This is a genomic window from Pseudonocardia yunnanensis (assembly GCF_039534065.1).
Lineage (GTDB): Bacteria > Actinomycetota > Actinomycetes > Mycobacteriales > Pseudonocardiaceae > Pseudonocardia > Pseudonocardia yunnanensis.
This window is the reverse complement of the sequence record NZ_BAAAUS010000023.1, coordinates 161,820-174,508: the sequence shown is the minus strand read 5'-3', so window position 1 is coordinate 174,508 and position 12,689 is coordinate 161,820. Positions and strand designations below refer to the sequence as shown.

16 protein-coding genes are annotated in these 12,689 nt (G+C 69.6%); 8 read left to right on the top strand and 8 right to left on the bottom strand.

Features of this window, described 5'->3' with window-relative positions:
- Nucleotides 1–68 precede the first annotated feature (68 nt).
- Complete coding sequence (locus tag ABD743_RS20590) at nucleotides 69–1,412, top strand: PP2C family protein-serine/threonine phosphatase (protein WP_344723755.1); 1,344 nt, start codon at nucleotides 69–71, stop codon at nucleotides 1,410–1,412.
- 22 nt (nucleotides 1,413–1,434) lie between these two features.
- On the opposite strand, the gene ABD743_RS20585 is transcribed toward ABD743_RS20590, so the two are convergent.
- Both ABD743_RS20585 and ABD743_RS20580 read right to left on the bottom strand, forming a co-directional pair.
- A complete protein-coding gene (locus ABD743_RS20585) occupies nucleotides 1,435–2,169 on the bottom strand; it encodes an ATP-binding protein (protein ID WP_344723754.1) in 735 nt (244 codons plus the stop codon).
- A gap of 98 nt (nucleotides 2,170–2,267) precedes the next feature.
- The gene (locus ABD743_RS20580) at nucleotides 2,268–3,038 is read right to left on the bottom strand and encodes a TetR/AcrR family transcriptional regulator C-terminal domain-containing protein (RefSeq protein ID WP_344723753.1); all 771 of its coding nucleotides are present in this window, start codon (nucleotides 3,036–3,038) and stop codon (nucleotides 2,268–2,270) included.
- 379 nt (nucleotides 3,039–3,417) lie between these two features.
- On the opposite strand from ABD743_RS20580, the gene ABD743_RS20575 reads away from it, so the two are divergent.
- The 3 genes from ABD743_RS20575 to ABD743_RS20565 all read left to right on the top strand — a co-directional run bounded on the left by ABD743_RS20575 (nucleotide 3,418) and on the right by ABD743_RS20565 (nucleotide 5,124).
- Nucleotides 3,418–4,320 carry an acyl-CoA desaturase gene (locus ABD743_RS20575; protein WP_344723948.1) on the top strand — a complete coding sequence of 301 codons (903 nt, stop codon included), beginning with the start codon at nucleotides 3,418–3,420 and terminating at the stop codon, nucleotides 4,318–4,320.
- Nucleotides 4,321–4,538: 218 nt separating this feature from the next.
- Nucleotides 4,539–4,742, top strand: coding sequence for a cold-shock protein (locus ABD743_RS20570; protein ID WP_344723752.1), 204 nt, complete (start codon nucleotides 4,539–4,541; stop codon nucleotides 4,740–4,742).
- Nucleotides 4,743–4,821: 79 nt separating this feature from the next.
- On the top strand, nucleotides 4,822–5,124 hold the full coding sequence (locus ABD743_RS20565) for a methyltransferase domain-containing protein (protein ID WP_344723751.1): 303 nt from the start codon (nucleotides 4,822–4,824) through the stop codon (nucleotides 5,122–5,124).
- 11 nt (nucleotides 5,125–5,135) lie between these two features.
- Here the strand turns inward: ABD743_RS20565 and ABD743_RS20560 are convergent, their stop codons facing one another.
- The 3 genes from ABD743_RS20560 to ABD743_RS20550 form a co-directional block, all read right to left on the bottom strand.
- Entirely contained in the window at nucleotides 5,136–5,456 is a 321-nt protein-coding gene (locus ABD743_RS20560; RefSeq protein WP_344723750.1) for a hypothetical protein, read from the bottom strand.
- An 88-nt stretch (nucleotides 5,457–5,544) separates the two neighbouring features.
- Entirely contained in the window at nucleotides 5,545–6,444 is a 900-nt protein-coding gene (locus ABD743_RS20555) for a TIGR03619 family F420-dependent LLM class oxidoreductase (RefSeq protein WP_344723749.1), read from the bottom strand.
- Nucleotides 6,445–6,587: 143 nt separating this feature from the next.
- Nucleotides 6,588–7,175: a GNAT family N-acetyltransferase gene (locus ABD743_RS20550; protein WP_344723748.1), complete on the bottom strand. Its 588-nt coding sequence runs from the start codon at nucleotides 7,173–7,175 to the stop codon at nucleotides 6,588–6,590.
- Between the two features lie 200 nt (nucleotides 7,176–7,375).
- On the opposite strand from ABD743_RS20550, the gene ABD743_RS20545 reads away from it, so the two are divergent.
- Nucleotides 7,376–7,570, top strand: a complete 195-nt coding sequence (locus ABD743_RS20545; RefSeq protein ID WP_344723747.1) for a hypothetical protein — start codon at nucleotides 7,376–7,378, stop codon at nucleotides 7,568–7,570.
- A gap of 4 nt (nucleotides 7,571–7,574) precedes the next feature.
- On the opposite strand, the gene ABD743_RS20540 is transcribed toward ABD743_RS20545, so the two are convergent.
- From ABD743_RS20540 to ABD743_RS20530, 3 genes are all read right to left on the bottom strand, one after another.
- Nucleotides 7,575–7,931: a DUF1707 SHOCT-like domain-containing protein gene (locus tag ABD743_RS20540; RefSeq protein ID WP_344723746.1), complete on the bottom strand. Its 357-nt coding sequence runs from the start codon at nucleotides 7,929–7,931 to the stop codon at nucleotides 7,575–7,577.
- Nucleotides 7,924–8,277 (bottom strand): YbjQ family protein, encoded by a 354-nt coding sequence (locus ABD743_RS20535; RefSeq protein ID WP_344723745.1) that lies wholly within the window; start codon nucleotides 8,275–8,277, stop codon nucleotides 7,924–7,926. Before ABD743_RS20535 ends, ABD743_RS20540 begins: the two co-directional genes overlap by 8 nt.
- Nucleotides 8,278–8,358: 81 nt before the next feature.
- Nucleotides 8,359–8,715: a hypothetical protein gene (locus ABD743_RS20530; RefSeq protein ID WP_344723744.1), complete on the bottom strand. Its 357-nt coding sequence runs from the start codon at nucleotides 8,713–8,715 to the stop codon at nucleotides 8,359–8,361.
- Nucleotides 8,716–9,104: 389 nt separating this feature from the next.
- Between ABD743_RS20530 and ABD743_RS20525 the strand changes: the two genes are divergently transcribed.
- From ABD743_RS20525 to ABD743_RS20515, 3 genes are read left to right on the top strand one after another with little or no spacing between them, the layout of a single operon-like run.
- Nucleotides 9,105–9,809, top strand: coding sequence for an ABC transporter ATP-binding protein (locus ABD743_RS20525; RefSeq protein WP_344723742.1), 705 nt, complete (start codon nucleotides 9,105–9,107; stop codon nucleotides 9,807–9,809).
- A complete protein-coding gene (locus tag ABD743_RS20520; RefSeq protein ID WP_344723741.1) occupies nucleotides 9,806–11,026 on the top strand; it encodes an ABC transporter permease in 1,221 nt (406 codons plus the stop codon). Before ABD743_RS20525 ends, ABD743_RS20520 begins: the two co-directional genes overlap by 4 nt.
- 23 nt (nucleotides 11,027–11,049) lie before the next feature.
- On the top strand, nucleotides 11,050–12,675 hold the full coding sequence (locus ABD743_RS20515) for an efflux RND transporter periplasmic adaptor subunit (RefSeq protein WP_344723740.1): 1,626 nt from the start codon (nucleotides 11,050–11,052) through the stop codon (nucleotides 12,673–12,675).
- Nucleotides 12,676–12,689: the final 14 nt, after the last annotated feature.

The following is a 12,689-nucleotide window of genomic DNA, read 5'->3' as shown; positions in this document are numbered from 1 at the left end:
CCTCCGATGGTGTCGTACGCTCACCGGACAGGACGCCCCTGACGTGCGGATACGAGAACGAGGCTGCGGTGGGCGCTGATGGCGAGCAGGCACGGATCGCGCCGGTCCAGGACGCCCGAGACCTGGACCGGCTGGCCGCGGTGGCGCGCTACGAGATCCTCGACGCGCCACCCGACGGCGCCTTCGACCGCATAGCGGCGCTGGCCGCGCGCTGGTTCCACGCACCAATCGCGACGGTCACGATCGTCGACAAGGACCGCGTCTGGTTGACGGCAGCGCATGGGCTGGAGGGAGTCCGCCAGGTCGGGCCGGAGCCGGGGCTCTGCGCGTCGGCGGTGCTGCCGGAGGCGCCCTACGTCGTGAGCGACGTGCTGCTCGACCCACGGGCGGCCGACAACCCGCTGGTGCGGGCGGCGATGGGGGTGCGCTTCTACGCCGCGGCCCCGATCGTGACCCGAGACGGCCACCGGCTCGGCACGATCAACGTGCTCGACGTCGAACCCCGTGAGGTCACGGACGCGGGCCTGGCTGCGCTGCAGGATCTCGCCGAGATCGTCATGGACCAGCTCGAGCTGCGCCTGTCCGCGCTGCGCACGGTACGGGCGGAGCGACAGCTGCGCAGGCTGGCCGACGAGCACCGGGCCGAGATCGAGCAGTTCGCGGGCACGCTCCAGCGCACTCTGCTGCCGCCCGCGCTGCCCGAGGTGCCGGGCCTGGAGCTGGCCTGCCACTACCACACCGCCTCGGCTCGGGACGTCGGCGGCGACTTCTACGACGTGTTCGCTCTGCCCGACGGTCGGTGGGCGTTCTTCCTCGGCGACGTCTGCGGGCACGGGGCATCGGCCGCGGCGCTGACCTCGATGACGCGCTACAGCCTGCGTGCCGCCGCACTCCACGATCCGGACCCGATCCGGGTGCTGTCGGAGGTGAACGGCGTACTGCTCCAGGACCCCGCCACCGAGAACCGGTTCGCCACGGTGATCTACGGGATCGTGGAGCAGGACGCGGGGGTGCCGGACGGCGTCCTCGTCACTCTCGGCACCGGCGGTCACGAACCTCCGCTCCGGCTCCGCGTCGGGGAGCAGGGGCTCGACGTCGGCTGCACCTCTGCCGTCGAGGCCGGGCCCCGGCGCGTGGGGATGCTCGTCGGCGCCGTGCCCGATGCGTACTTCATGACGTGGCGGCTGACGTTGCGGCCGGGCGAGACGCTCCTGCTCTACACCGACGGGCTCACCGACACCGCTGTGGGCGGCGAGCAGCTCGGCCAGGACGGCGTGGCCCGGCTGCTCGGCAAGGGGCGTGGCTGCACGGCCGCCGATGTCGTCCGGGACCTCGTGGCGCACATCGCCGGGTTCGATCCGCCACCCCGCGACGACATCGCGCTGCTGGCACTCGGCGTTCCGGGCGGTTGATGCGCGTGGGCGGCTCGGCCGATCATCCGGGAGGCAGGCCGATCAGCGCCCAGACCGTCTTCCCGTCGGAATGGTCGGTGACCCCCCATTCGTGCGCCACGGCGTCGACGACATGCAAGCCACGGCCGCCGTCTCCGCCGATGATGCGGGGGCGCGGCCTGGGACCGTTCCCGGGCCGGTAGTCCCGAACCTCTATCCACAACCCTCGATGATCCAGGGCGATGCGCAGGCGGCTCGTGCTCTGCGCGTGCTGTACCGCGTTGGTCACGAGCTCGCCGGCGACGAGGGCGGCATCCTCGTACAGCTCCGCCACTCCCCAGTCCAGGCAGGCGTCGGACAGGAGGACCCGCGCCGCACGAGGTGCTCCTGAATGCGCCGGCAGCTCGCGGGCTCGCGTGACGCGGTCCGGCCTCTCGTGCATGCGCCGTTCGGCGTCGGCGCGGGTGGCCACGACCGGGACCGTCCGCTGAACGTGCAGAGCCTCCAGGTTCGAGCTCATCCAGTCGTCAGCCCCGAAGAGCACCAGCCCGGCCGTGGGCCAGCCGCCTGCGTCGGTCAGCACGGACCGGAAGACCTGCACAGCAGGCTCCCATTCCAGCCGGATCCGCGACAGGTCGATGAGGAGACGCTCGTGGTTGGCGAGTAGCTTGATCAACAATCGCCGGACGTCGGCCATCGTGCCGAGACGCAAGACACCTGTCAGCTCGACGAGTGCGTGGTCGTCGCGCACCTCGAGGCGGCTGAGGACTCCGCTCACCACCACGGCACCGACCTCCCGCCGCGGAGGATAGGTGAAAGCAGTGCATTCCGGGCAGATCGACACCGGGCCGGCTTCAGTTCCCCACCGGCGCTCGTTCACGAGCCCGCCGCGGTCGACCTCACCTGTTCGCGCAGCCCCGTGAGGACGATGTCGAGGCCCTCGTCGAGTTCCCGTTCGCCGTCGTACTCGGCGAGCTCGGCAGCCAGTGCACGAAGTCGCGGGAACTCGCGGACCGGTAACCGGTAGAGGCCCAGCCGCAGCACATCGTCGATCTCGTCCGGATCCTGCACTCGTTCCTGCAGCTCGTTCAGCACGTGTCCGTGCAGGAAGCCGATATAGAGCCGGTAGGCGTGCAGAGCACCGCGCCCGTCGAAACCTGCCTCGATCAACAGCTCCAGCAGGTCCTCGAGCGGGCGGAGCGTCCCGAGGGGACGCATGGCCAGAGGCGTGGCCAGCGGCCGGGTCACCAGCAGGGGCACGACGTGCGGGTGAGCGAGGGCGATCGCGCGGAATGTGTGCGCGGTGCGCCGCAACGCCTCCTCCCAACCGCCGACTTCCTGCGGGAGCGGGACGGCGAGCTCGGACAGCACGAGCTCGACCACTCCGTCCAGCAAGGCGTCCTTGCTCGACGCGTGCCGGTACAGCCGCATCGGGTCGCGGCCGAGCGCCTTGCCGAGCCGACGCATGGACAGTGCCTCGACGCCGTCGGCATCGATGAGTGCCAGCGCGGTGGTGAGCACCTCGTCACGGGACAGCCTCCCGCGCCGCCGTGCCCCTGGAGGGGCCGCATCCGGGTTGCCGTCGACACCGCCGTCGAGCGCCTCATCTGCAGCAATTGGCTTCTCCGGCGTGACGTCGTCGTCCACCAGGCCTCCCGCCCCGTGTGCTGCCACACCTCCGGTTGAGGAATCGCCCGCTACACCGTAGTGTCTACACGATAGCGCTACACATTAGTGATACTTCGCACACGTCATATGTAGTGCTACAGCCTCGTACCGGGTACTCGATGTGTGCGCTCCCGGGAGAAGGCATCCGCCCGGCAGGTGAGAAGCCACCGTGCCGCCACCGGGCTCTCGTGCCCCCAGAGCCGTTCCAGGACCGCCGGCGCAACCGGTCTGCACGACCGCCGCACGTCCGACACCACCGAGGAGAACCCCGAGCATGTCCACACTGACCGCCCCCGGGCGCCCAGCCCGCGACGGAACGTCCACCGCCACGGAACCGCAGCGTGGCGGCGCCAAACCCATGCTCGGTGGGCGCCGTCCCCCCGGCGAGAGCGCGCTGGTCTACTTCTTCACCCTGATCCCGATGCTGGCCCTGATCGCGGCAGTGCCGCTGGCCTGGGGCTGGGGCCTGAGCTGGCTCGACATCGGCCTGGCCGTCGGCTTCTACCTGATTTCCGGCCTGGGCGTGACGGTGGGCTTCCACCGCTACTTCACCCACCGCGCTTTCAAGGCGAACCGCGGCCTACGCAACGGCCTTGCGATCGCCGGCAGCATGGCTCTGCAGGGTGATGTCATCACCTGGGTCGCCGACCACCGCCGCCACCACGCCTACGCCGACAAGGAAGGCGACCCGCACTCGCCGTGGCTGTTCGGCACCACGCCTGCTGCGCTGGCCAAGGGTTTCTTCCACTCCCACCTGGGATGGCTGTTTGGGAAGGACCGCACCAACGCGGCCCGCTTCACTCCCGACCTGCTCGCCGACCGCGACATCGCGCGGATCAGCCTGCTGTTCCCGGTGTGGACCGTGATCAGCCTGCTCGCTCCCGCTCTGCTGGGCGGCCTGATCACCATGTCGTTCTGGGGCGCCGTCACGGCGTTCTTCTGGGCGGGACTGGTCCGTGTGGCCGTGCTGCACCACGTCACCTGGTCGATCAACTCGATCTGTCACATGATCGGTGAGCGCCCGTTCGCCGCTCAGGGCAAGGCGACCAACGTGTGGCCGCTCGCGATCCTGTCCATGGGCGAGTCCTGGCACAACCTGCACCACGCCGACCCCACCTGCGCCCGCCACGGCGTGCAGCGCGGACAGATCGATCTGTCCGCCCGCGTGATCTGGGCTCTGGAGAAAATCGGTTGGGCGCATGACGTGCGCTGGCCCACCACCTCCCGCCTGGCCAAGCTCAGCACCGCGCCTGTGGGCTGACAACTTTGCTCGGCGTAAAAAAATCCGGGCAATATCGGAACGAATCCCGGAGTTTTCCAGTTAGAGGCAGTAGGTCGTCGAGTTTCGGTGTTCGTGTTTTGCACGCCCGCAGGAACGAAGCAGTGGCCGCCGCCGGCGTCACGAGGACACAGGCGGAGGCCGCCGTTGCCGACCGGGCTCCGCACAGTGCGGAACCCAACCTGCGAGGAGCAGACAACATGGCACAGGGAACTGTGAAGTGGTTCAACGGCGAGAAGGGCTTCGGCTTCATCTCGGTCGACGGCGGCGGCGCTGACGTCTTCGTGCACTATTCCGAGATCGACGCCGGCGGATTCCGCGACCTCAACGAGGGACAGCGCGTCGAGTTCACGATCGGTCAGGGCGCCAAGGGCCCCCAGGCCACGGGCGTTCGCGTCGTCTGATCCACCTGTTCGGCCAGGAGCCCGTCTCCCCTCTGGGAGGCGGGCTCCTGACATTGCGGGCGGACTACGGTGCCCGATCGTGATCGGACCGGACTTCCTCCAGGCCACCCGGACGTCCTACGACGCCGTGGCCGGCGGCTACGCCGAACAGTTCCGCGAGGAGCTGGCGAGCAAGCCGCCCGACCGCGCTCTCCTCGGTTGGTTCGCCGAGCTCACGCAGGCCGCGGGGCCGGTCGCCGACCTCGGGTGCGGACCCGGCAGCGTGACGGCGCACCTGAACGCCCTGGGGGTGACCACGTTCGGGATCGACCTGTCGCCGGAGATGGTGGCGGTGGCCCGGCCGCTGCATCGAGATCTGCGGTTCGTGACCTGGAGCCTGTGATCACGACACCGTCACCGGTGCTGGTCGGCCTCGCGCGGCGTCAGTGCCGAGGCCGGGACGAGCGCGGCCAGATGTTCTGCGACGACGGCGCCGTACGAATCGCAGACCGCGAAGTTGACCTTGCCGAACCACCGGCCGTCGACAGCACGGGCCCACCACTTCAGCAGTCCGGGCACGCGGCCGGTGGCGACGAGCCACCCGCCGGGTGGCGGATCCTCGGCACCGGCGACCGAGTCGTCCGTCGGCCCGTAGAAGGCCGACAGGTCCACCCAGACCGGCCGGTCCAACGGCTGCGGCGGCCTGCCCGTGGTCGACGCCCACGACTGGTACACGGCTTCCCTCCACCGACGATGATCGACGGCCGGGGGAAGCGGCCAGCTGATGCGTGCCAGGATCGCACGCCTGCCGGGACGTACCGGGTCAGCGTGGCCGCAGCGCCTGCATGATTTCCGCGGCGCGGTCGGTGGCCGCGGCCACCGGGACGTCGGGGTTGCCGATCTCCGGATCCCAGTTGAGGTCGTAGAAGACCTCGGTGAGGCCCTGCTCACCCAGCCACGCAACGTCCTCACGGATCTTGTCGGCCGGGCCGGACAGCCGCTTGTCCGGTGAGCCGTCCAGGCGCACGACTCCGCGGCACACGAACTGGAGGACGGATGGGTCCCTACCGGCCTTCTCCGCGGCCTCGCGGATGGTGGCGATGTCCTTGCTGATGGCGTTCAGGTCGGTGGCGCTGGCGCTGATCCACCCGTCGGCGATGCGGCCGGCGCGGGCCAGGGCAGCGGGCGCCTTGCCGCCGAGCAGCACCGGCGGCCCGGGGCGCTGAACCGGCTTGGGCTCCATCCGGCTCGGTGACACCGTGTAGAACTCGCCGTCGAACCGGCTCACCTCGTCGTCCCACAGGGTGCGGAGAACCTCGAGGTACTCCACGGTCCGGGGCCCCCGCCGCTCTGTGGACGCACCGGCGGCGGCGAACTCCTCGGCCGACCACCCCACCCCGAGACCGAGGTCGAGCCGCCCCCCGGACAACCGGTCGAGCGTCGCCGCCTGCTTCGCCATGTACGCCGGGGAGATGAATGGAAGGTTGATCACCGCCACCCCGAGGCGCACCCGCGACGTGCGCGCTGCAACGAACGCCAGCGCCACCGTGGGGTCCAGCACGCTCTGGTACACCGGCGCCAACTGCTGGTTCTCGCCGACGAGGAGGCGCTGGAACGTCCACAGCGAGTCGTAGCCGAGTTCCTCCGCCTCGACCCCGAACCGGGCAAGGTTCTCCGGTGTGGCCCACGCGCCGGAGACGGGCGCTCCCAAACCAATCTGCACCCACAGAACCTAACGCTCGTCGCTCGACCGAGCAGGAGATCGCCGTCACCCCGATCTCGCCTGCGGGCGACATGGACACATGACGCGGAATCGGCTCGCGGCCGAATCGCGACAGGTGTCCATGTCGCCGCGGGAGTGTGCGATTACCGCGTGAGCCGCGCGACCAGCCTCTCGGACACCTCCGGCCACTCCTCGGCGATCACCGAGTAGACGACGGTGTCGCGCACCGTGCCGTCTGGCCGGATGCGGTGGCCCCGCAGCACGCCCTCCTTCTGGGCGCCGAGCCTCTCGTTGGAGCGCTGGGACGCCTCGTTGCGGATGTCGGTCTCCAGCGACACCCTGTTGGCGCCGAGCTCCTCGAAGGCGTGGCGCAGCATCAACAGCTTCGACTCGCTGTTGAGTGGCGTGCGCTGCCACCGCTTGCCGATCCAGGTATGGCCGATCGAGAGCACCCGGTGGTTCGCGTCGATCTGGTAGAAGGACGTCGTGCCGGCGACCTCGCCGGTCTTCGCGTCGACCTGTGCCCAGGCCAGGCGACTGCCGTCGGCAAGGATGCTGTCGACGAGCTTGCGCATCCCCCCGACGTCCTCGGGTTGGCGGGCGGCGAGCCAGGTCCAGATGGCGGGGTCCGACCCCGCCTCATGGAGACCTTCGGCATGTTCAGGAGCGAGGGGCTCGAGCACGACGTGCTCACCGGACAACGTCGGGCGGTGCTTCCAGGCGTCGGTCACGGCCACGACGCTACCGCATACTGTATGCGGTATGGTAGCGATCACGTGCGGCAATCCGGACGTCCCGGCAGGGCTCCATACGCACTGACTTGCACTACCCAATTCGGCGGTGTGCACTGGACCACGACAGTCCCGCCAAACCGACAGCCCCGATGCCCCTTTGGAACAGCGTGGCTCCGCGGACCATCAGGAAGGCCACGGTGTCCCTTCGAGTCGTCGCACACTGGTACTGCGCGTCCTGTGACGTGGAAGGCCGGGACGTCGCCGTCGAGCCGAGGTGCTGGAACTGCGGCAGCACCGTCACCGTCACGGCTCAGCCGTCGGTGGAGTGGGCCGGTGATCCGCAACGGGCCGGCCGGACACCGGTCGGTGACGGCGCGGCCGCCGCGGCCTGAGCCGTTACGGCTCGGCCTGCGCGTAGTGCCGCGTGCCGTCCGTGGGATCGATCCACACACGCATCACCCGGCCGGTTGCCGGATCGCGGAACAACTCCTCGGTGGCCACCCAGTGCGGCTGCACCTGGGCGCTCTCGCCGTGCCGGCGCCTGAACCGCCTGCGGGTGGACGGCACTCCCAGCAGCGGAAGGTCGTCGAGAGCCCGGCGAGCTTGCGCGCGGGTCCGTGCGCCGTACACGCGGGCCACCCGGACGTCGAACTGCTCGATGTCCAGGCGACCGTCGGCGAGGTGGCGCCGTAACGCCTGCACGAGCTCGGCCTGCTCGGATTCGCTGACAGGGCCGTCGTCCGCGTCAGGCATCGGGCTCGACGACCACCGCGGTGCCGTAGGCCACGACCTCGGTGAGGCTGCTGCCGATCTCCGACGAGTCGAACCGCATCCCGACGATCGCGTTGGCACCCAGCAGCCGAGCGTTGTCGACCATCCGGTCGATCGCGTGGCGGCGGCTGTCCTCGAGCAGTTCGGTGTATTGCGCCACCTCGCCTTGGCGCAAGGTCTGGAACCCGGCGGTGAAGCTCTTCGCCAGGCCCATGCTTCGCACGACGAGCCCGAAGCAGCTCCCCCGGCTCTCCACCACGCGCATGCCCGCCAACTCGAACGTGGTGGAGATCGGCAAGGAGTACGAGACAGCTCCGGCCCGGGACATAACCGGAGAATAGCGCCGGATCGATCACTTCCCGGCAACGTGCCTGCTACATCGGTTGCCCGGCAGTCCCGCGGCGCGCGCTCACTCGTCGACCATCCGGCCAGGGAAGCGGCGGGTCGGCTCCTCCCCGGCCGCGGGGCACCCGAGCCTCGGGCACCATCCACCCGACGTGGTGCTGTACCGGCGCCTGCCGGCCGGCGGGATCCGTTCGCCATGAAGGGTTCCGTCCGCGGCCCAGTGGAGGAAGTCCTCCTCCCAGGGCCGGTCGAGCAGCTCCCGCCGCTGCTCCAGCTCGTTCAAGTTGCAGAACGCAGTGCGGACCCTGTCGATCAGGTCACGAACCCGTCCGGCCATCGTCGTCATCCCTTCGAGAGCGTCGAACCGCTCCGTCAAGGCTGCCGTGACGCGACTCGACAGGGAACTGGCAGGACTGACCATCGGCGTAAGGATTCTGCCAATATTCCACGATCGCTATATCACGGCCACGTAAGCGCTCACCCATTCGCCCGCCCGGCCTAGGGCCACTCACCGGAATGCGAGCGAGGAAGCTCGCCCCGTTTCAGCCGTGAACCGGCGATCAACGTGTTGTGCGTCACATCTCGTTGTGAGTGCGGCCGGTGGCCGAACCCCGGCCCTTCTGCCGTGCGGCGGCGGGTTCGACCTGGTACGGGGCAGCGGCGGGCGCCGGTGGGCCTACTGAGCGTGACGACATAACTCGCCCTACCCCTCGGTCGAGTGGACTTCAGGGCTGTAACTCCGACGGCTTTGCGCCGTTTGAGTAGCGGGGACGACTTTCCTGTTTCGGTCGTTCCCACGATGGGGGGAAAGTGATCGAGCTCGAGGCCGTCTCCAAGCTCTACCGCACCGGACCGATCAAGGTTCACGCGCTGAGCGCGGTCGACCTGACCATCGACGAAGGCGACCTCGTCGCGATCATGGGCCCGTCCGGGTCGGGCAAGAGCACGATGATGAACATCCTCGGCTGCCTGGACGTGCCGACGTCCGGCAAGTACTCGCTGAACGGGATCGACGTCAGCAAGCTCAAGGAGAACCGGCTCGCCGAGATCCGCAACCAGCAGATCGGGTTCGTCTTCCAGTCCTTCAACCTCATCGCGCGGACGTCGGCGGTACGCAACGTCGAACTGCCGCTCGTCTACGCGGGGGTCGGCCACCGCAATCGCCGGGCGCGGGCTCGCGCGGCGCTGGAGCGGGTGGGCCTCGGTGAGCGCCAGAACCACATGCCCAACGAGCTGTCCGGCGGCCAGCAGCAGCGCGTCGCGATCGCGCGGGCGCTGGTCACCGATCCGGCGATGATCCTGGCCGACGAGCCGACGGGCAACCTCGACTCGGCGTCCACCGTCGAGATCATGCGACTGCTCGTGGAACTGAACGACACGGGACGCACGGTCGTGCTGATCACCCACGAGGACGAGGTCGCCGAGTTCGCCAAGCGGGTGATCGAACTGCGCGACGGCAAGATCGTTCGCGACGTTCGCAACCGCGTGCGCAGCGGAGTCGGGGCCGAACGATGAACCTGCTCGAGACTGCCCGGATCGCAATGCGCGGTCTCCGGGCCAACCGGCTCCGCTCGGCGCTCACCACGCTCGGCATCGTCATCGGCGTGGCGGCGGTGATCATCCTCGTCGCCCTCGGCAACGGCATCCAGTCCGGCTTCAACGACATCTTCGGATCGCTGGCCACCCAGATCACCGTGAACCCCACCCAGGGCAGCGCGCCGAGTGGCGGACGCGCCCGGGACCTCACCGACGCCGACCTCGATGCGCTGCAGGACTCGGCCAAGGCGCCGAACGTCGAGTCGGTCACGCCGGTCGTCGGCGGTACCGGGCTGCTCCAGGTCGTCGGCGGTGGCCAGTACCGGACGTCGATCGTCGGCACCACCGCCGACTACCTCGAGGTCAACGACCGCGACCTGCAGGTCGGCCGGAACTTCAACGAGTCGGAGGTCCGGACGAAGGCCAAGGTCGTGATCCTCGGCCCCAACCCGGTCAACGAGCTCTTCGGCGGCAACGCGGCCTCCGCGCTGGGCAAGGAGATCAGGCTCGGCCGCACGATCTTCCGGGTGATCGGGGTCGCGGAAGTCAGCGGCCAGCAGGACGACGTGGCGATCATGCCGCTGGGGGCGGCGCGCAGCTACCTGCTCGGCGGCGGCGACAGCCTGAGCAGCATGATCGCCCGGGCGGACTCCGTGGCAACGGTGCCGGCGGCCACCGACCAGATCACGAACATCCTGTCCGCCCGGCACGGCATCCGGGAGCCGGCCGAACGTGACTTCAACGTCCAGGCACTGCAGAGCCTGCTCGACCAGTCCTCGCAGTTCCTGACGTTCCTGACGCTGTTCACCGGTGCCGTCGCGGGCATCTCGCTCGTCGTCGGCAGCATCGGCGTCGCGAACATCATGCTGGTCACCGTCACCGAACGGACCCGGGAGATCGGGATCCGCAAGGCGATCGGGGCCCGCCGCGGGGTGATCCTCCAGCAGTTCCTTCTCGAGTCGATGTTCCTGAGCGGGCTGGGCGGCCTGGTCGGGATCCTGATCGGCGTCGGCGCGTCGCTCGCGGGTGCCGCTGTGCTGCCCCAGCTCGTCCCGGACTTCCCACCACCTGTCGTGTCCGTCGGATCGGTGGTCCTCTCCTTCTCGATCAGCTTGCTGATCGGCCTCGTCGCCGGCGGCTATCCGGCGAACCGCGCGGCACGGCTGCGCCCCATCGAGGCCCTCCGCTACCAGTGAACGTGACCATGGCAGGAGCTCTCATGTCCCGATCGACCCGGCGGCGTGCCCGGGTGACGCTTTCGATCGCCGTCATGGCGGTGGTCGGCGCAACCGCGTGCACGGCAGAGCAGCCGCCTCCGCCCACCCTGCGGGTGGATCGGGGCACTGTTGCGACCACGGTGTCGGCGTCGGGAACGCTTGTGGCGATCACGCAGCAGAACCTCGGCTTCCCCCAGGCGGGCAAGCTCAAGGACGTGCTCGTCGGCGTCGGCACCAAGGTGGAGGCCGGCCAGGAGCTGGCCCGGCTCGACGACTTCGCCCTCCAGCAGACACTCGAGCAGCGCAAGGCCGGGGTGGCGCAGCAGCAGGCGCAGCTGGACAAGATCCGCAACGGCAACTCCATCGACGCGGCCCAGGCGACGCTGGACCAGGCCAAGAACATCCTCGACGCCACCGAGGACTCGGTGGACGCCACGAACAACGCGAACTCCTCCGCCACGGACCGGGCCGAGAAGCAGCTCGACTTCGACCGCAAGTCGCTCGACCTGGCCGAGGAGCGGCTGGACGACGACAAGAAGGCCTGCGGGAGTGGCTCACGCAACTCGCAGTCCGAGGACGATAAGCACAACAAGGACGCCGAGAAGTCGTCGACCGGCCTTCTCGGGATGGGCGGCCAGCAGCCCAATGCGAGCGCCGCTGCAAGCCCCCCCATGACCCCGACCACACCACCCCCCAACCCGGCGTGCGAGCGCATCACTGCCGACAAGCAGGCGGTGGAGGACGCCAAGCGCGTCGTCCTCTCCTCGCAGACCACGCTGGACGCGGCCCGCGAGCGGGAGAACGTCGACGCGGCGTCGGGGCGGCTGCAGATCGAGAACGCCAAGCAGAGCATCGTCTCTGCTCAGAACGAGCTCGACGGCGCCGGCAGCGACAAGCCCTCCGACACCTCCGCCCAGGAGGCCGCCGTCCGTGACGCCGAGGCGCAGGTGGCGCTGGCCCAGCGCGACGTCGACAACACCGTGCTGCGGGCTCCCATCGCCGGTGTCGTGTCCGTGATCAACGGGGCGACGGGCGAGTACGTCGCGGCGGCATCCGGAACCACGGCCATGGCGCCCGGGAGCAGCGCGGCACTGCCGGAGGTCGGGGCGTCGGGTGGTTCCGGGGGCGGCGGGCCGAGCCCCGCGCCGGGCGCGGGGACGTTCATGGTGCTGAACAACATCGACTCGTTCCAGCTCGTCGTGCCGTTCGAGGAGTCCGACGCGTCGCGCATCGCGCCCAACCAGCGGGTCGAGGTCACCGTCGACGCCGTGCCGGACCTGCGGGCCGACGCCACCGTGCTCGCGATCGCGCCGTCGGGCAACTCCGCCACCGGGGTCGTCCGGTACTACGCGACGATCGTGCTCACCGAGCACGACGACCGCCTGCACGACGGGCAGACCGCACTCGCCAACGTCATGGTGCAGGCCGTGGACAACGTGCTGCGGGTGCCGTCCGCCGCCACTCGCACCGACGCCGGCCGCCTGGTCGTCGACGTGCGGGGACCGGACGGCGCGCCGATCCCGACCCCCTTCCAGGCCGGGCTCGTCGGCGACGAGTTCACCGAGGTGGTCTCCGGGCTCACCGAGGGCCAGGAGCTCGTGCTGCCGCAGGGGCCTTCCACCAGCTGATTCCGGCAGTGGTC

Coding starts and splice junctions, on each gene's coding strand:
- ABD743_RS20530 (WP_344723744.1), bottom strand. CDS start 8,715: ATGGTCAGTCCTGCCAGTTCCCTGTCGAGTCGCGTCACGGCAGCCTTG.
- ABD743_RS20535 (WP_344723745.1), bottom strand. CDS start 8,277: ATGTCCCGGGCCGGAGCTGTCTCGTACTCCTTGCCGATCTCCACCACG.
- ABD743_RS20540 (WP_344723746.1), bottom strand. CDS start 7,931: ATGCCTGACGCGGACGACGGCCCTGTCAGCGAATCCGAGCAGGCCGAG.
- ABD743_RS20520 (WP_344723741.1), top strand. CDS start 9,806: ATGAACCTGCTCGAGACTGCCCGGATCGCAATGCGCGGTCTCCGGGCC.
- ABD743_RS20515 (WP_344723740.1), top strand. CDS start 11,050: ATGTCCCGATCGACCCGGCGGCGTGCCCGGGTGACGCTTTCGATCGCC.
- ABD743_RS20575 (WP_344723948.1), top strand. CDS start 3,418: ATGCTCGGTGGGCGCCGTCCCCCCGGCGAGAGCGCGCTGGTCTACTTC.
- ABD743_RS20570 (WP_344723752.1), top strand. CDS start 4,539: ATGGCACAGGGAACTGTGAAGTGGTTCAACGGCGAGAAGGGCTTCGGC.